Source organism: Neorhizobium sp. 2083, assembly GCF_031455615.1.
GTDB lineage: Bacteria > Pseudomonadota > Alphaproteobacteria > Rhizobiales > Rhizobiaceae > Neorhizobium.
The window spans coordinates 184,818-202,144 of record NZ_JAVDTC010000010.1 but is presented as its reverse complement, the minus strand read 5'-3'; the positions used below and the strand labels follow the sequence as shown (position 1 = coordinate 202,144).

The following is a 17,327-nucleotide window of genomic DNA, read 5'->3' as shown; positions in this document are numbered from 1 at the left end:
CAGAACGAAGGAGTTCGTCGCCAGCAGCGCCGCCGCCCTCGTCAGTGATCGGGGTTATAGTGCCCTCCCCAGTTTCAAGTCAACTGCCTTTTTCAGAATTCTTGAGAAATCGTACAAGCCATTGTTTATAATTGGTAATCTGCAATTTCTGAGAATCCCGGGCCGTTAATGTTCGTTAACCATTCTCTATATAGGGCTCGCAGCCGACCCAGGGAGTGATACAGGCACGCCGACTACAATTCCTTCCATTCTTGTGCGGCCGCTGCAAAACATGCGATAGCGGAATGCCTCCGAAACTCTCTGGAAAGTGGTCCCCGTGCGCGTTCTCTCCGATGCCTTCATTCCCGAACTGCCGAACCCCTATCGCGGCAAGGTGCGCGAGAATTACGACCTGGCCGATGGCAGCCGCATCATCATCGCCACCGATCGGCTGAGCGCCTTCGACCGCATCCTGACGGCCATCCCCGACAAGGGCCATGTTCTGACGCAGACCGCCCGCTATTGGTTCGAGGCGACGAAGGACATCTGCCCCAATCACGTGATCGCCTATCCCGACCCGAATGTGGTGATCGGCAAGCGGCTCGACATCCTTCCCGTCGAGATCGTCGTACGCGGTTATCTCGCCGGCACGACGGGGACGTCGCTGCTCACTCTCTATAAGAAGGGAGAGCGGACCATGTACGGGCTCGATCTCCCCGACGGCCTCAGGGACAACGAAATCCTGCCCCAGCCGGTGATCACTCCGACCAGCAAGGCCTTCGACGGCGGCCACGACGAACCGCTGACGCCGGGAGAGATTATCGAAAAGGGCCTTCTGACGGCCGAACAGTGGGAGACCCTTTCCCGCTATGCACTGGCGCTTTTCGCGCGGGGCCAGGAACTGGCCGCGCGGCGCGGCCTGATCCTCGTCGACACGAAATACGAATTCGGCACCGATGCCGCCGGCAACATCATCCTTGCCGACGAGATCCACACACCCGACAGCAGCCGCTATTGGATCGCCGACAGTTATGGCGAGGCTTTCCGAAACGGTACCCGGCCGAAAAGCTTCGACAAGGATTTCATCCGCGCCTGGGTGGTCGAGCGTTGCGACCCCTATAAGGATGAGATCCCGGAAATCCCCGCCGAGCTCGTCGAGGAGACCGCCAGGGTCTACCGCACGGCCTATGAAACGATCACCGGCGAGACTTTCGTGCAGGATACAAGCGGCGCGACGGTGCTCGACCGTATCCGCAGCAACCTGGCGCCCTATTTCACTCCGCGTTGAACAAACGGCCGGAAAATCGATCCGGCATTATCAAGAGGCCAGAGTGCGCAGACCGAGACGCAAGGCGCAGGAAACACGGGAAGACATCCTCAACACGGCGGAAGTCCTCTTCCGTGAACGGGGGATCGCCAAATCTTCAATCGCCGACGTCGCTCATGCGCTGCATATGTCGCCGGCCAACATCTTCAAGCATTTCCATTCCAAGGCATCGCTGGCGGACGCCATCTGCGACCGGCATATCAGCCGGATGATCGGCCGGTTCGAGACGCTCGACGAGCCGGCCCCGGCGCCCGAGCGGCTGGCAATCGTCGTTCGCAAGCTGATGGAGGCGCATCTCCAGGACCTGCGTGACAATCCCTTTCTGTTCGAGATGATCTTCCTGATGTCGGAAGCCGATCTGCCGAGCGGCCAGCATTACAAACGGCTGATCGAGAACCTGTTCACCGATCTCATCCGGCAGGGCATTGAAAGCGGCGCCTACAAATGCACCGATCCTCAGGCGATCAGCCAGCATGTGGCCGCGGCCTTCGCCAGCGTTCTCCATCCGGTTCTTCTGGCCAAGACAGACGAGGCGGAATTGCATGACCGTTGCGAGGGGCTTTCCAAACTTGTGAATGCTGCATTGCAAAATCCGCTTGCAAAGTGACGATTTTATACTTACGTCACTTTCCCGGCTGCCGAACAGTGGTTGAATCTCTCTTTTTGCCCGCCCTGTTCCGACTGCCCGAGACGAGTTAATCTCTCAAAATTGCGCCTCGGCACATCCCGTCTGCCGTGGCGATTACCCACGCTTGCTTGGATGACGCCATGACCGGACGCAAACTGATACTTTCCCTGCTTCTTACCGTAGCGCTCGCGGCCTGCAGCGACTCGAGCCAGAAGCCGGCCGGCAACGGCGCGGCAGGCGGTGGCCCGCAGCGTCCGCCGCAGCCTGTCAGCGTGGTGATCATGAAGAAATCCGAGCAGCCGATCACGGCAATCCTGCCGGGCCGGGCCGCGCCCTTCCAGATCGCCGACATCCGTCCGCGCGTCACCGGCGAGATCAAGCAGATCGCCTTCAAGCAGGGCAGCGAGGTCAAGGCCGGAGACCTTCTCTACAAGATCGAGGACAGCACCTACGCGGCCGAAGTCGCCCAGGCGAAGGCAACCGTCTCGAAGGCGGAAGCCAGCATTCCGAGCGCCCAGGCGAACCTCTCCCGCTACGAGCGGCTGGTCAACAGCGGTGCGACGCAGATCGAATACGAAAACGCCCGCGTGACCCTGCTGCAGGCGCAGGCGGATGTCGCCCAGGCCAATGCGGCACTCAATGCCGCCCAGATCAATCTGGATCTTACCGAGATCCGCGCGCCCTTCGACGGCGTCACGTCGATCTCCAATGTCAGCATCGGCAATATCGTCACCGCCAACCAGACGACGGCGCTGACGACGCTGCGCCGCCTCGACCCGATTTACATCGATCTCATCGATTCCAGCACCAACCTGCTCGAACTGCGCTCGGCCATGGCCTCCGGCCGCCTCAGCGGCGATCCGCGCAAGGCGGATATCCGGCTCGCCCTGGAAGACGGGACGGATTATCCGATGACCGGCAAGCTCGACATGGCCGACATGGCCGTCAGCGAAACCACCGGCACCTACCAGATCCGCGCGCTCTTCGACAATCCGAGGGATATGATCCTGCCCGGCACCTATGTGCGCGCCACCGTCACGCTCGGCAACGAGAGTGGCTACCTGATCCCGCAGCGCGCCGCGACGCGCAATGCCCGCGGCGAACTCTCCGCCAAGTTCGTCACGACGGACGGCAAGGTAGAGACCCGCATCTTCCCGACCAGCGGCGTCTCCGGCAACAGCTGGCTCGTCACGCAAGGTGTTGCCGATGGCGATCGCCTGATCGTCGACGGCTTCCAGTGGATCGCCGACGGCGCCGCCGTGCAACCGGTCGAGGCGACGATCGACGACAAGGGTTTCGTTGTCGAGGCCCCGAAGCCGGCGGCGGCAAAGCCGTGACGGCCCGAACGGAAACGATCATGACGAAACGCGGCAAGGAATAATCTGAATGGCCAAGTTCTTTATCCGGCGACCGGTCTTCGCCTGGGTCATCGCGATCGTCATCATGCTCGGCGGCGCGCTCGCCATCGCGACGCTGTCGATTTCGCAATATCCCGACATCGCGCCGACCACGGTCAGGATCACCGCAAGCTACAACGGCGCAAGCGCCGAGACCGTCGAGAAATCGGTGACGACGATCATCGAGGACGGCATGACCGGCCTCGACGACCTCACCTATATGACGTCGTCCTCCTCGACCGGCCGCGCCACCGTCACGCTGACCTTCGGCAGCAGCGTCCTCCCGGACATTGCCCAGGTGCAGGTGCAGAACAAGCTGCAGCTGGTGCAGTCTCAGTTGCCCGACGTCGTGCAGCAGGCCGGTATCGAGGTGGCCCGTTCGACCTCGAGCATCCTGATGGTCGGCGCCCTGGTTTCCACCGACAAGAAGCGCAGTTCCGTCGATCTCGGCGATCTGTTTTCCACGCAGATCGAGGACCAGGTCAAGCGCCTGGAAGGCGTTGGCAGCATCGACATCTTCGGGTCCGGCTACGCGATGCGCGTCTGGCTCGATCCCTACAAGCTGCAGAAATACCAGCTGACGCCGGCCGACGTGACGTCCGCGATCCAGTCGCAGAACACGCAGGTGTCCGTCGGCGCCCTCGGCGGCCTTCCGGCCAGGGCGGAACAGCAGCTGACGGTCACCATGACCGCGCAAAGCCAGCTGACCACGGTCGACGATTTCGAACGGATCATCCTGAAGGTCGAACAGGACGGCGCGACGGTGCGTCTGAGCGATGTCGCCCGCGTCGAGATCGGCGAGGAGAGTTATGGCGGCGGCTCACGACAGAACGGCCTTCCATCGACTGGTTTCGCCGTGAACCTCGCGACCGGCGCCAATGCCCTCGATACCGCCGCGCGCGTCAGGGAGGCGCTGACCGCTATCGGACCCAATCTTCCCGATGGCGTGGAGATCACCTATCCCTACGACACGACGCCCTTCGTGAAGCTGTCGATCGAAAAGGTCGTCCACACGCTGATCGAAGCGATCATCCTGGTCTTCGTTGTCCTGCTCATCTTCCTGCAAAATCTGCGCGCAACCCTGATCCCGATGATCGCGGTGCCCGTCGTCCTGCTCGGCACGTTCGGGGTATTGGCGATAACCGGTTATTCCATCAATACACTGACGATGTTCGCCATGGTTCTTGCCATCGGCCTTCTCGTCGACGACGCCATCGTCGTTGTCGAGAACGTCGAACGTATCATGGACGAGGAGGGCCTGAGCCCGCTCGAAGCGACCGAAAAATCCATGGGCGAGATCACCGGCGCCATCATCGGCATCGCGCTCGTCCTGACGGCCGTGTTCATTCCGATGGCCTTCTTCGGCGGCTCGACCGGCATCATCTACCGGCAGTTCTCGATCACCATCGTGTCGGCCATGCTGCTTTCGGCGCTGGTCGCCATCGTGCTGACGCCGGCGCTCTGCGCCACGATGCTGAAGCCGATCGACCACCACAAGAAGCGGCGCGGCATCGGCGCCATGTTCAATCGCGGTTTCGATCGCTCGACCCGGGGTTATGTCGGCACCATCGGATATCTTCTGAAGCGTCCGTTTCGGGTCATGCTCGCGTTCCTGCTGGTGATCGGCGGCTGCGCCTGGCTTTTCACCAAGCTGCCGAACTCCTTCCTTCCGCAGGAAGACCAGGGCGTTCTGCTGACCATCATCCAGACGCCGGTCGGCGCCACCACGCCGCGCACCGACGAAGCGGTGAAGAAGGTCGAGGCCTATTTCCTCGAGAAGGAAAAGGACAATGTGGACGCGGTGTTCGGCGTCCTCGGCTTCAGCTTCAGCGGAAGCGGCCAGAACAATGCGATCGTCTTCACCAAGCTCAAGGATTTCGCCGACCGCGCCAGGCCCGAGCAATCGGCGGCAGCCATCGTCCAGCGGGCGAGCGGATATTTCTTCAGCATCCGCGATGCGCAGGTCTTTGCTCTTCTGCCGCCGGCCATCCAGGGGCTGGGCACGTCGAGTGGCTTCTCCATGTATCTGGTCGACAGCGGCAACAACGGCAATGCGGCGTTGACCGCGGCATCGCAGCAGCTCATGCAGGCCGGTACGGGCAATCCGAACATCAGCTCGCTGCGCAGCAGCACCCAGCGGTCCGAAACCCAGCTCAAGATCCTGCTCGACCAGGAGAAGCTGGGCGCGATGGGCGTTGATCTCGCTTCGGTCAACTCGATGCTGGCGACCATCTTCGCCGGGCGCGACGTCAACGACTTCACGCTCAACAACGAGCTGAAGCCGGTCTACGTGCAGGGCGACGCGCCCTACCGCATGCAGCCGGACGACCTGAAGCACTGGTTCGCCCGCAACAACAAGGGCGAGATGGTGCCCTTCTCCGCCTTCAGCACGGTGCAGTGGATCAGCGGTACGCCGCAGCTCGCCCGCTTCAACGGCACCAGCGCCATTCCGCTCGACGGCGCCGCCGGACCGGGCGTCAGCACCGGCCAGGCGATGGACGAGATGCAGAGGCTGACGTCCGCGCTACCGGGCGGCTACTCGGTGGCCTGGCAGGGCATTTCCTACCAGGAGCGGCTGTCCGGCTCGCAGGCGCCGATGCTTTACGGGCTCTCGGTCCTGATCGTCTTCCTCTGCCTTGCGGCGCTCTATGAAAGCTGGTCGATCCCGTTCTCGGTCATTCTCGCCGTGCCGATCGGCGTGCTCGGCGCGCTGACCGCGGCGCATTTCTTCGGCCAGGCGAACGACGTCTACTTCAAGGTCGGGCTTCTGACGACGATCGGGCTTGCCGCCAAGAACGCCATCCTGATCGTCGAATTCGCCAAGGACCGTCAGGTGGGCGGGATGAGCCTGATCGACGCGACCCTCGAGGCCGCGCGGTTGCGCCTGAGGCCCATCATCATGACATCGCTTGCGTTTATCCTTGGCGTCGTGCCGCTGGCGATCGCCACCGGCGCGGGTTCGGCAGCCCAGAACGCCATCGGCATCGGGGTCCTGGGTGGTATGCTTTCTGCAACACTTCTCGGAATTTTCTTCGTTCCGTCCTTCTTTGTTGTCGTTAGACGGTTATCAAAGCGTGAAAAAGAGTAGGATGAACATTACGTTCGTTAACGTATTCGTCTTTTAATGCCGTCAGAAGCTGCTCGAATCGCTGCTGGCGGGACAATCGGAAGCGGCCTGAATGCCGATCTTTCAAGCGTTGTAGGGCACTGGGACAGAAAAATGTTATCCATTCGAGTTGTTGCTCCTCTCACCATGCTGCTGCTTTCGGGCTGCGTCGTCGGTCCAGATCACAAGGCGCCGGAAATTGCTCTTCCGGGAAAATTTGCCGAAGCCGGCAAGACCAGCAATGGCGACGTTTCGCAGGTCGCCTGGTGGACCGCGTTTAACGACAGCCGGCTGAACGGCTATGTCAATCAAGGCATCGGCCAGAACCTCGACATCCTCCAGGCGATGGAACGGATCAACTCCGCGCAGGCCAGCGTCACCGTCGCCGGCGCGGGCGCTCTTCCGTCGCTCGATATTTCGGCCGCCAATACGACCACCGGCACGCGTAGCGATCCGGGCTCGTTCTCGCGGTCGACCGTGACGGCCGGCACCGCCGACGCCTCCTGGTTCCTCGATCTTTTCGGCCTCTACAGGCGCTCCAAGGAAGGCGCGCTCGCAAGCCTCGACGCCGCTTATGCCAGCGAAGACGTCGCGCGTCTGTCGTTCCTGTCGCAGGTCGTGGCGGCCTATATCGACGTCCGCTACTATCAGGAACGTATCGCGATCGCTCGCCGGAACCTCGATTCGCGGCGTGAAACGCTGAACCTCACCAAGCTCCAGCTGGATGCCGGCGCGGCTTCGCGTCTCGATGTCGTCCAGTCGGAAGGTCTGGTGAATTCGACGATTGCAGAAATTCCGGGCCTGGAAACGAGCTTCCGGGGTGCAGCGCACCGCGTGGCCACGCTTCTCGCCATGCCCGCGTCGAGCCTCGTTCCCGAACTGCTGAAGGGAGCCCGCCAGCCGGTCGCCCGCTTCAACACCAAGGCCGGCATCCCGGCGGACCTGATCCGCAACCGTCCGGACATCCGTGCCGCGGAACGCCAGCTCGCATCGGCAGTCGCCGAAATCGGCGTTGCCGAGGCCCAGCTCTATCCGGCGATTACCCTCGGGGGTTCCATCTCTCCGAGATACTCCGCCGTCACCGGCCTCGATGTCCGGTCGCTGACCTGGTCCTTCGGTCCGCAGCTGAGCCTGCCGATCTTCGACGGCGGCCGCCTGCGCGGCAACGTCAAGATTGCCGAATCCAGCGCACGAGGCCGTTATCTCGCCTGGAAGCAGACGGTTCTGAACGCGGTCGAGGAAGTGGAAAATGCGCTGGCTGCGGTTTCTCGCGACAGCCGCACCGTCTCCTCGCTGCAGGCAACCGTGAAATCCTATGAGGAAGCCCTGCAGCTCGGCACCGCCAGCTATCGCGACGGCGCGTCCTCGCTGCTCGACGTTCTCGACGCCCAGCGTCAGGTCTCGACCGCTCAGTCGAACCTCGCTGCCGCCGTCCGTCAGATGGCGCAGGACTATGTCTCGCTCAACGTGGCGGTCGGCGGTGGTTACGCCTTCGGCAAGACCGATGCCAAGGTCGCATCGGTGGTCGTCAAGAAGTAAGCACCACCCACATATAACCGACAATAAAAAACCTCCGGAGCCAGCGCTTCGGAGGTTATTTTATATGCCCCGGAAAGACCGGGGACATCCGCCCTTGAACCGATCAGTTCTTGGCGCGTTCGACGTAGGAATTGTCTTCCGTCGCGATGACGACGCGGGTGCCGGCATCGATATGCGGCGGAACCGCGGTGCGGATACCGTTCGACAGCATGGCGGGCTTGTAGGAGGACGAAGCCGTCTGGCCCTTCACGACCGGTTCGGTCTCGACGATCTCGAGCGTCACGTGGCGTGGCAGCTGCAGGGCCAGCGCGACACCGTCATGCATCGACAGGATGCAGGTCATGCCTTCCTGGAGATAGGCCTTCTGGTCGCCCATCGTGTCCACGTCGACCACGACCTGGTCGTAGGTTTCCGGGTTCATGAAGTGGAAGCCTTCGCCGTCCTCGTAGAGGAACTGGTGGTTCACGTCTTCCACGAAGGCGCGCTCGACCTGTTCGGTCGTCCGCCAGCGTTCCGAAACCTTCACGCCATCGACGATACGGCGCATGTTGACCTGCGTGACGGGCGTTCCCTTGCCAGGATGGAAGTTTTCGGCGGTAAGAACGACATAGAGCTTGCCCTCGACTTCGAGGACATTGCCCTTGCGGACGGAAGAGGCGATGATCTTGACCATGGTATTCCTTGTGGTGCGAACCGGCTTGTAACTGCCGAAAATGCGTCGTAGAGGACCGGGCGATAACCGGCCCGAAGGACGGATCGTCTGTTTTCCGGCCGGAACTACTCTAAAACCGCGCAAAGTGGAAGCCTTGCCGGGGAGAACCGGCGAAGAAAGCCGCAAATGAGCTCGTCCCGACCTGCCATACCTCGCTCGCCCTGGTGGACGCCGGCAAACCATGCGGACCGCCGGCCCTTCCTCAAGGGCCGCAACGCGGTCCAGGCGGCGCTGCGCGATTTCTTCGGCGCGCGCGATTTCATCGAGGTGGACACGGCGACCCTCCAGGTCTCGCCGGGCAACGAGACGCATCTGCATGCCTTCGCGACCGAGGCGATCGCCATCGACGGCGGCAGGGCGCCGCTCTACCTGCACACCTCTCCGGAATTTGCCGCCAAGAAGCTGCTGGCCGCCGGCGAGGAGCGTATCTTCACCTTCGCGCATGTCTATCGCAACCGCGAGCGCGGGCCGCTGCACCATCCGGAATTCACCATGCTCGAATGGTATCGGGTCGGCGAAAGCTACGAGCAGCTGATGGCCGATTGCGCCGACATGCTGGCACTGGCCGCCGAGACAGCCGGGACCCGGCGCTTTGCCTTCCGCGAGATGGAGGTCGATCCTTTCGCCGAACCGGAGCGCCTGACGCTTGCCGAAGCCTTCGACCGGTTCGCCGGTATCGACCTGCTCGCCTCCGTCGCGACGAATGGCGAAACCGACCGGAACCTGCTGGCGGCCGGCCTGCAAAATGCCGCTATCCGCTTTGCCGAAGACGACACCTGGGCCGACCTCTTCAGCAAGGTGCTGGTCGAGAAGGTCGAGCCGCATCTCGGGCAGGGGCGCGCAACGATCCTGCACGAATACCCGGTTTGCGAGGCGGCGCTTGCGAGGCCCTCCGCTCGTGATCCGCGCGTCGCCGAGCGTTTCGAGCTTTATGCCTGCGGCGTCGAGCTTGCCAATGCCTTCGGGGAACTGACCGATGCCGGCGAACAGCGCCGCCGTTTCGAGCATGAAATGGCGGAAAAGACCCGGATCTATGGCGAACGTTATCCGCTCGACGAAGACTTTCTCGCAGCGCTTTCGATCATGCCGGAGGCAAGCGGGGCAGCGCTCGGCTTCGACCGGCTTGCCATGCTGGCAACCGGTGCCAGCCGCATCGACCAGGTAATGTGGGCGCCGGTCGCGGAGGTGTTTTCGTGACCGCAGTGCGCTCATTGAAGACCCCCGAAGAGCTGGCGGCCGCCGGCCTGATCGAGCCCCGGAAGCTCGACGGCATCCGCGCCGTCGCGGATCGCTACGCGATCGCGCTGACGCCGACGGTGGTGTCGCTGATCGACAAAGCCGATCCGGCCGATCCCATCGCCCGGCAGTTCGTGCCCGATCCCAACGAATTGCTGACGACCCCGGAAGAACGCGCCGACCCGATCGGCGATCAGGCGCACAGTCCGGTCAAGGGCATCGTCCATCGTTATCCGGACCGGGTGCTCTTGAAAGCCGTGCATATCTGCCCGGTCTATTGCCGCTTCTGCTTTCGCCGCGAAATGGTCGGCCCGCAGGGCGACGGCACGCTTTCGCCCGAGAAGCTGGCGGCGGCGCTCGCCTATATCCGCGAGCACGGGGAAATCTGGGAGGTGATCCTGACCGGCGGCGATCCGCTGGTTCTCTCCCCGCGCCGGCTGGCCGCGATCATGCGCGGGCTTGCCGAAATCCCGCATGTGAAGATTGTCCGCTTTCATACCCGCGTGCCGGTGGTCGAACCGGAGCTTGTCGACGAGGCGATGATTGCCGCGCTGAAGGAAAGCCGCAAGACCGTTTATGTGGCGCTGCACGCCAATCATCCGCGGGAGATGACCGATGCCGCCCGCGCCGCCTGCGCCCGGCTGATCGATGCCGGTTTCCCGATGGTGAGCCAGACCGTGCTGCTCGCCGGCGTCAACGACGATCCGACCGTGCTCGGCGAACTGATGAAGGCCTTCGTCGAAACCCGCGTGAAACCCTATTATCTGCACCACCCCGACCTTGCCCCCGGCACCGCCCATTTCCGCCTCGACATCGCCGAGGGGCAGAAGATCACTTCCGCGCTGCGCGGCACGATTTCCGGCCTCTGCCAGCCGACCTACGTGCTCGATATTCCCGGCGGCCACGGCAAGGCGGTGATCGGCGAAAGCGCGGTGCGGAGCGAAGGCGGCTGTTATTCGGTGAGCGATTTTCGCGGTGGGGAGCACGAGTATCCGCCGAAGTGACACGGGTTCTTGTTCACGCGGCGTAAAACGCCCGTGTTTGGAGAGCCCACACGAATGCGGAACCTCGAATAGATTTTAATAGGTGGCTCCGCATTCGCGTGGCCTTCGGCGTCTTGTCGAGGCTTCCGGCCTCTACAGGTGATCACCTCGCCTCGCTGCGTGGTCCTGTTCACGCCCGTCCTTTCGAGCAGGCTCACCACTTGGACGGCTCAACCGAACCCGGCCCGGCGGCCAGGGGGAGGCTTGATAGGAATGTTCGCCTTTCGACGGGCACTCCATGGCTTTCACCTCTTCCACCATCCCCGCACGTTACGGTTAAGGTAGAAGCGCCGGCCTCCGCCTGCCCGCGAACGTCTCGCGAAACACTCCGGCGACGGAAGCGGGAGGATTGTAGGCGGAAAGCCGGAGGGCGTGGATGATGATTGGGTCAAGTCATTGAAGATGCTGAAAGGCAGCGGTGAATCGTCCACGGGACAAGCATGGAAAGACAGCATTGGAAGGCATGCCCCGCCATACCCCCCTCTGTCCTGCCGGACATCTCCCCCTCAAGGGGGGAGATCGGCTGGGGGCAAGGTCCTGCCCTGCCAAAAGCCTTGAGATTGCCGAACTCCACTCCCTGCCGGCTTCCTACCCTTCCATAACTTACAGAGGGACTGCAGAGCATGCCTCCTTCGATCTCCCCCCTTGAGGGGGAGATGTCCGGCAGGACAGAGGGGGGTGAGCTGGGCTCGACCTGAACTGTCCTCAACCTGAACCGGCCTCGATGTCAAAGGGCATGGGATCAGCTCACTCCCCCACCGGCATATAAAGATCGCCGCCATCGCGATATCGGGCGGCCATCGCCTCCAGGCCCTCCTTCTGCGCCTCGGCGCGAATATCGTGCGAGATCCGCATCGAGCAGAATTTCGGGCCGCACATGGAGCAGAAATGCGCCACCTTGTGCGCCTCCTTCGGCAAGGTTTCGTCATGCATCGATCGCGCCGTTTCCGGATCGAGCGACAGGTTGAACTGGTCCTCCCAGCGGAATTCGAAACGGGCGCGCGACAGCGCGTCGTCGCGCACCTGCGCCGCCGGATGGCCCTTGGCGAGATCGGCGGCATGCGCCGCGATCTTGTAGGTGATGACGCCGACTTTCACGTCGTTGCGGTCGGGCAGGCCGAGATGTTCCTTCGGCGTCACGTAACAAAGCATGGCGGTGCCTAACCAGCCGATCATCGCGGCCCCGATGCCGGACGTGATGTGATCGTAACCCGGCGCGATGTCGGTGGTCAGCGGCCCGAGCGTATAAAACGGCGCCTCGCCGCAGACCGCGAGCTGCTTGTCCATGTTTTCCTTGATCTTGTGCATCGGCACATGGCCGGGGCCTTCGATCATCACCTGGCAATCCTTCGCCCAGGCGATCTTCGTCAGTTCGCCGAGCGTTTCCAGTTCCGCAAACTGCGCCGCATCGTTGGCGTCGGCGATCGATCCCGGACGCAGGCCGTCGCCCAGCGAGAACGACACGTCGTAGGCGCGGCAGATGTCACAGATCTCCTCGAAATGCTCGTAGAGGAAACTCTCCCGGTGGTGATGCAGACACCACTTGGCCATGATCGAACCGCCCCGGGACACGATGCCGGTAACACGGTCGACGGTGAGCGGAATATAGGCGAGCCGGACGCCCGCATGGATGGTGAAATAGTCGACGCCCTGCTCGGCCTGTTCGATCAGCGTGTCGCGATAGACCTCCCAGGTCAGGTCCTCGGCAATGCCGTTCACCTTCTCCAGCGCCTGGTAGAGCGGCACGGTGCCGATCGGCACCGGCGAATTGCGGATGATCCATTCGCGGATATTGTGGATGTTGCGGCCGGTCGACAGGTCCATGACCGTATCGGCGCCCCAGCGGATCGCCCAGACCATCTTCTCGACTTCCTCCGCCATCGACGAGGTGACGGCGGAATTGCCGATATTGGCGTTGATCTTCACCAGGAAATTACGGCCGATGATCATCGGTTCGGATTCCGGATGGTTGATATTGGCGGGAATGATCGCCCGGCCTTCGGCGATTTCCCGGCGGACGAATTCCGGCGTCACGAATTCCGGAATATGGGCGCCAAAACTCTCGCCGTCGCGGACGCGAGCTTGTCTCTCCGCCTGCCGGCCGAGATTTTCGCGGATGGACACGAACTCCATCTCCGGCGTGACGATGCCGGCCCGCGCATAGGCGAGCTGGGTAACGGCCCTGCCCGGCTTCGCCTTGAAGGGAAGATTGCGGACGGGGAATTCCGGCGTCAGCCGGTCGCCGGAAACAAAGCCGTTGTCCTCCGGCCTGACGATGCGGCCCTCATAGGCCTCCACGTCGCCGCGCGCGAGAATCCAGCTTTCGCGCAGGCGTGGCAGGCCGGCATCGATGCTGATCGCAGCACCTTCGGCCGTATAGGGACCGGAGGAATCGTAGACGGTGACCGGCGGCTCGCCGGAAGTCGGATGCAATGCGATCTGCCGCATCGGCACGCGGATATCCGGATGGATGACGCCTGCTTTCAGGACTTTCGTCGAGGCGGGAAGCGGGCCGGTGGTGACGACCGGGGTGAGTTTGGCGGTTGCAATATTCATGGTTCGAGGCTCCAAGGTTTGACGTTTGGAGACCCAGTTCCAGTGTTGGAATGATGAAAAAACGCGGTGGAAATCGAAAGACGGTTCCCCGCCCTCGCTGCCGCAGCGCCCGCACCGTCCCTACGCCAGTATGAACTGGATCAGGTTCAACGGGTCACTGCGCCTCGGGCGGCCAAAGCCGATCCGACCAGCAGTATCTCAGCCCCTTGGCGGGACCCCCCTGGTGAATGCCGGCATCAGAAACCTGCAGGCGGCCCATGTCAAGCCGGCCGAAGCGTGGTTGATAGATCGAATTTTACCGAATCCCGCAGCTCCAAATTGATGAAGTTTATTACCGAAATCTTATGCTATCCTGCGTAATAACCGTCCTGGCGATGAACGCAGATTTCCAATTATCGGGAGATGTCGAGATGAACGAGACCATTCGCGAATTGCTGACGCGGGTAGGCGGCCTTCCGGTCGCGGTGACGGAGCTGGCAGACGGCGCCGATCTTTATGCGGCGGGCCTTTCCTCCTTCGCATCGGTGCAGCTGATGCTGGGCCTGGAGGAGGCGTTCGACATCGAATTCCCGGACAACCTTCTGAACCGCAAGTCCTTCGCCAGCATCGCAGCGATCGAGCAGACGGTCTCCCACATCCTGAAAGCCCGCGAGGCCGCTTGAGATGAGCCTCCCCGCCTTTGCCGCAGACATGGCCTTGAGCGCACGCGCTCATCGCGTGGCAACCGTAGCGGCTGAATTCGCCGATCCCGTCGATCGGGACGGCCGCTTCCCGCGCGAGGCGGTCGACGCCATGAAAGCCGAGCGCCTTCTCGGCATCCAGATCCCGACCGGGTTCGGCGGCGAGGGCGCTTCCATCACCGAGATCGCCGAGGTCTGCTCCATCCTGGGACAGGCCTGCGCCTCGAGCGCCATGGTTTTCGCCATGCACCAGATCAAGGTTTCGAGCCTCGTGGTGCACGGCGCCGACAGTCCCTGGCACATGGATTTCATGCGCGAACTCGCCGGCCGCCAGCTTCTCGTCGCCTCCGCGACGACCGAGGCCGGCATCGGCGGCAACATGCGCAACTCGATCTGCGCGATCGAGGTCGATGGCGACACCTGCCGCCTGACGAAGGATGCGACCGTGATTTCCTACGGCGCCCATGCCGATGCGGTCATGGTCACCTCGCGGTCGAACGAAGGCGCCGCCCCGACCGACCAGGTCATGACGGTCTTCCGGCACGGCCAGTACACCCTGCAGAAGACGGTCGACTGGGATACGCTCGGCATGCGCGGCACCTGCTCCGACGGTTTTCTCTTCCAGGGCGAAGCGCCATCGGCGCAGATCTTCCCGAAACCGTTCGCCGAGATCGCGGCCCAGTCGATGCTTGCCACCTCGCATCTTCTCTGGAGCGCCGTCTGGTACGGTATCGCCGCCGATGCGGTCCTGCGGGCGCAGGCTTTCGTGCGCGCTGCAGCCCGCAAGGCCGGCGGCACCCAGCCGCCCGGCGCGCTCAGGCTCGCCGAAGCCTCCAACCAGCTTCAGCTCCTCAAGGGCAATATTCTCTCGGGCCTCAAGCTCTATGAGGATGCCAAGCTTGATTCCGACCGCTTGTCGTCCATGGGCTTTTCGATCGCCATGAACAACGTCAAGCTCGCCTCGTCCGAAATGATCCTGACCATCATCAACCAGGCGATGATCATTTGCGGTATCATGGGCTACAAGAACGGCACGCCCTACAGCCTCGGCCGGCACCTGCGCGATGCCCATTCCGCCCAGCTGATGATCTCCAACGACCGCATTCTCGGCAATACGTCGACCATGCTGCTCGTCCAGAAACCGGACACCAGCCTCGTCGGCTGACGCCCCATCACTTCAAATGTAATGCATTGAAAATAATGAGGTGAAGCCATGGATTTGCAAGTTTCATTTCTCGACCGCCTGTTCGACGCGGGCCTGCTGATCGAGACCGGCGTGGACGGGCTTTATGGCCGCAGCGGCCAGTTCGAAGACGTGATCGCCGCCTTCGAACGGCTGATCGACAGGGTCGGCGGCGCCGACGGCGCGGAAGCCATGCGCTTCCCGCCGGGCATGAACCGCGCCTTCTTCGAGACCAGCGGCTACATGAAGAGCTTTCCGCAGCTTGCCGGCACCATCCACTCGTTCTGCGGCAACGAGCTCGACCACATGAACCTGCTGAAATGCATGGAGGTCGGCGAGGAGGACTGGACCAAGGGCCAGGAAGCCACCGACATCGTCCTGACCCCGGCCGCCTGCTATCCGCTCTATCCGACCGTTGCGCGCCGCGGCAAGCTGCCCGCCGGCGGCAGCCTCTTCGACCTGCAGAGCTACTGCTTCCGCCACGAACCCTCCAAGGATCCGGCCCGCCAGCAGCTATTCCGCATGCGCGAATATGTCTGCATGGGCACCGAACGGCATGTCACCGATTTCCGCCAGAGCTGGATGGACCGCGGCGTCGAGATGATGAAGTCGGTCGGCCTCGAGGTGACGATCGACATTGCCAACGACCCCTTCTTCGGCCGCGCCGGCAAGATGCTGGTCAACAATCAGCGCGACCAGAACCTGAAGTTCGAGCTGCTGATCCCGATCACCTCGGTCGCAAAGCCGACCGCCTGCATGAGCTTCAACTACCATCAGGATTCGTTCGGCCTGAAATGGGGCCTGAACCTGGAAGACGGCAGCGTCGCCCACACCGCCTGCGTCGGTTTCGGCCTGGAACGCATCGCGCTTGCACTGTTCCACACCCATGGTCTGGACGTTAAGGAGTGGCCGGAAAACGTCCGCGCCACGCTCTGGGGCTGATCCGATGACGACGGTTTTTCCCGGTCTCGATCCGGCGAACTACGCGACACATGCGCTCCATTCCGCCGAGCGCATGTGGCCGGAAACCAATTGTTACGTCGATCTGTGGATCGAGGTGCTGTCGGCACAGGGCCTGCCGCCCGAGGCCATGCTCGGCTTCACCCTGACCCAGGATTTCGAGGGCGACCAGTTCACCTTCTTCAAGGTGCCGCTGGAGGATCTCGAAACCCTGTTCGGCATCCGCGTCACCGAGCTTGCGATCTTCGACCGGCCGGAATGGCACGTCATGGAACAGGTCCGCCGCGGCCGGCTGACGCTGCTCGAGCTCGACAGCTTTTACCTGCCCGATACCCGCGGCGTTGCCTATCGCCAGGAACATGGCAAGACGACGGTGGCCGTCAACCGCCTCGACCTCGAAAAGCGGGAGCTCGATTATTTCCACAATGGCGGCTTCTTCTCGCTGTCGGCCGGGGATTTCGACGGACTGTTCCAGCTCGACGCGGCGCCGGACGCGCTGCCCTTCCTGCCCTATACCGAATTCGCAAAATTCCCCGCAGCCTATCCGGACGCCGGCGAAATTCGCGAAACGGCTTGGAAGCTTCTGCGGCATCATTTTGCCCGGCGGCCGCAGGACAATCCCCTCCGTGCCTTCGCAAAGGTCTTCCCGGCGCAGGTGGAACGCATAGCCGACCGGGATTTCGGCTTCTTCCACAAATATGCCTTCAACACGCTCCGGCAGGTCGGCGCCAATTTCGAGCTTCTGGCGAGCCATCTGGCCTGGCTGAACCGCAAGACCTTCGCGCAAGCGGAGCAACAGGCGCTGAAGATTTCGGAGGTTGCGAAATCCACCCAGTTCCAGCTGGCCCGCGCCGTCACCCGCAAGAAATTCGAACCGCTGGCAACGGCACTCGATCCGGCCGCCGATGCCTGGGATCTGCTGATGGGTGATCTGGCGCTGACGCTGACCCAAGCCCGCGAGGCCGCGTGAGCCTTCTTTCC

At 62.6% G+C, this 17,327-nt stretch carries 13 protein-coding genes and 1 riboswitch; of the genes, 11 read left to right on the top strand and 2 right to left on the bottom strand.

All coding sequences use genetic code 11. From position 1 onward, the window contains the following. Window positions 1-316: 316 nt before the first annotated feature. The 5 genes from J2X76_RS28780 to J2X76_RS28760 all read left to right on the top strand — a co-directional run bounded on the left by J2X76_RS28780 (window position 317) and on the right by J2X76_RS28760 (window position 7,976). Complete coding sequence (locus tag J2X76_RS28780) at window positions 317-1,267, top strand: phosphoribosylaminoimidazolesuccinocarboxamide synthase (protein WP_310220945.1); 951 nt, start codon at window positions 317-319, stop codon at window positions 1,265-1,267. A 43-nt stretch (window positions 1,268-1,310) separates the two neighbouring features. Beyond that, window positions 1,311-1,913 carry a TetR family transcriptional regulator gene (locus J2X76_RS28775; protein ID WP_310220943.1) on the top strand — a complete coding sequence of 201 codons (603 nt, stop codon included), beginning with the start codon at window positions 1,311-1,313 and terminating at the stop codon, window positions 1,911-1,913. Window positions 1,914-2,074: 161 nt separating this feature from the next. Further along, window positions 2,075-3,271, top strand: a complete 1,197-nt coding sequence (locus J2X76_RS28770) for an efflux RND transporter periplasmic adaptor subunit (protein WP_310220940.1) — start codon at window positions 2,075-2,077, stop codon at window positions 3,269-3,271. A gap of 49 nt (window positions 3,272-3,320) precedes the next feature. Further along, a complete protein-coding gene (locus J2X76_RS28765) occupies window positions 3,321-6,419 on the top strand; it encodes an efflux RND transporter permease subunit (protein ID WP_113125240.1) in 3,099 nt (1,032 codons plus the stop codon). A gap of 132 nt (window positions 6,420-6,551) precedes the next feature. Next, window positions 6,552-7,976 (top strand): efflux transporter outer membrane subunit, encoded by a 1,425-nt coding sequence (locus tag J2X76_RS28760; RefSeq protein ID WP_113125241.1) that lies wholly within the window; start codon window positions 6,552-6,554, stop codon window positions 7,974-7,976. A gap of 103 nt (window positions 7,977-8,079) precedes the next feature. Here J2X76_RS28760 and efp read toward each other — a convergent pair whose 3' ends face one another. Further along, entirely contained in the window at window positions 8,080-8,649 is a 570-nt protein-coding gene (gene efp / locus J2X76_RS28755; protein WP_113125242.1) for an elongation factor P, read from the bottom strand. A 165-nt stretch (window positions 8,650-8,814) separates the two neighbouring features. Here efp and epmA point away from each other — a divergent pair, with 165 nt between their 5' ends. Together epmA and J2X76_RS28745 are read left to right on the top strand one after the other, a co-directional pair. Then, window positions 8,815-9,885 (top strand): EF-P lysine aminoacylase EpmA, encoded by a 1,071-nt coding sequence (gene epmA, locus J2X76_RS28750; protein WP_310220937.1) that lies wholly within the window; start codon window positions 8,815-8,817, stop codon window positions 9,883-9,885. Further along, complete coding sequence (locus tag J2X76_RS28745; RefSeq protein WP_310220935.1) at window positions 9,882-10,928, top strand: lysine-2,3-aminomutase-like protein; 1,047 nt, start codon at window positions 9,882-9,884, stop codon at window positions 10,926-10,928. Before epmA ends, J2X76_RS28745 begins: the two co-directional genes overlap by 4 nt. A 786-nt stretch (window positions 10,929-11,714) precedes the next feature. On the opposite strand, the gene thiC is transcribed toward J2X76_RS28745, so the two are convergent. Then, window positions 11,715-13,523 (bottom strand): phosphomethylpyrimidine synthase ThiC, encoded by a 1,809-nt coding sequence (thiC, locus tag J2X76_RS28740; protein ID WP_310220933.1) that lies wholly within the window; start codon window positions 13,521-13,523, stop codon window positions 11,715-11,717. Between the two features lie 99 nt (window positions 13,524-13,622). After that, a riboswitch (TPP riboswitch) is annotated at window positions 13,623-13,755 on the bottom strand. A gap of 178 nt (window positions 13,756-13,933) precedes the next feature. Here thiC and J2X76_RS28735 point away from each other — a divergent pair. From J2X76_RS28735 to J2X76_RS28720, 4 genes are read left to right on the top strand one after another with little or no spacing between them, the layout of a single operon-like run. After that, the gene (locus J2X76_RS28735) at window positions 13,934-14,185 is read left to right on the top strand and encodes an acyl carrier protein (RefSeq protein WP_310220931.1); all 252 of its coding nucleotides are present in this window, start codon (window positions 13,934-13,936) and stop codon (window positions 14,183-14,185) included. A 1-nt stretch (window position 14,186) separates the two neighbouring features. Beyond that, window positions 14,187-15,368, top strand: a complete 1,182-nt coding sequence (locus J2X76_RS28730; RefSeq protein ID WP_113286700.1) for an acyl-CoA dehydrogenase family protein — start codon at window positions 14,187-14,189, stop codon at window positions 15,366-15,368. A gap of 48 nt (window positions 15,369-15,416) precedes the next feature. Beyond that, on the top strand, window positions 15,417-16,328 hold the full coding sequence (locus tag J2X76_RS28725) for an amino acid--[acyl-carrier-protein] ligase (RefSeq protein WP_113286701.1): 912 nt from the start codon (window positions 15,417-15,419) through the stop codon (window positions 16,326-16,328). A gap of 4 nt (window positions 16,329-16,332) precedes the next feature. Further along, window positions 16,333-17,316, top strand: coding sequence for a DUF1839 family protein (locus J2X76_RS28720; protein ID WP_310220927.1), 984 nt, complete (start codon window positions 16,333-16,335; stop codon window positions 17,314-17,316). Window positions 17,317-17,327: the final 11 nt, after the last annotated feature.

Excerpts from the sequence above, each read along its gene's own strand:
- J2X76_RS28770 (WP_310220940.1), top strand. The coding sequence starts at position 2,075 with ATGACCGGACGCAAACTGATACTTTCCCTGCTTCTTACCGTAGCGCTC.
- J2X76_RS28765 (WP_113125240.1), top strand. The coding sequence starts at position 3,321 with ATGGCCAAGTTCTTTATCCGGCGACCGGTCTTCGCCTGGGTCATCGCG.
- J2X76_RS28760 (WP_113125241.1), top strand. The coding sequence starts at position 6,552 with ATGTTATCCATTCGAGTTGTTGCTCCTCTCACCATGCTGCTGCTTTCG.
- efp (WP_113125242.1), bottom strand. The coding sequence starts at position 8,649 with ATGGTCAAGATCATCGCCTCTTCCGTCCGCAAGGGCAATGTCCTCGAA.
- epmA (WP_310220937.1), top strand. The coding sequence starts at position 8,815 with ATGAGCTCGTCCCGACCTGCCATACCTCGCTCGCCCTGGTGGACGCCG.
- thiC (WP_310220933.1), bottom strand. The coding sequence starts at position 13,523 with ATGAATATTGCAACCGCCAAACTCACCCCGGTCGTCACCACCGGCCCG.
- J2X76_RS28735 (WP_310220931.1), top strand. The coding sequence starts at position 13,934 with ATGAACGAGACCATTCGCGAATTGCTGACGCGGGTAGGCGGCCTTCCG.
- J2X76_RS28730 (WP_113286700.1), top strand. The coding sequence starts at position 14,187 with ATGAGCCTCCCCGCCTTTGCCGCAGACATGGCCTTGAGCGCACGCGCT.
- J2X76_RS28725 (WP_113286701.1), top strand. The coding sequence starts at position 15,417 with ATGGATTTGCAAGTTTCATTTCTCGACCGCCTGTTCGACGCGGGCCTG.
- J2X76_RS28720 (WP_310220927.1), top strand. The coding sequence starts at position 16,333 with ATGACGACGGTTTTTCCCGGTCTCGATCCGGCGAACTACGCGACACAT.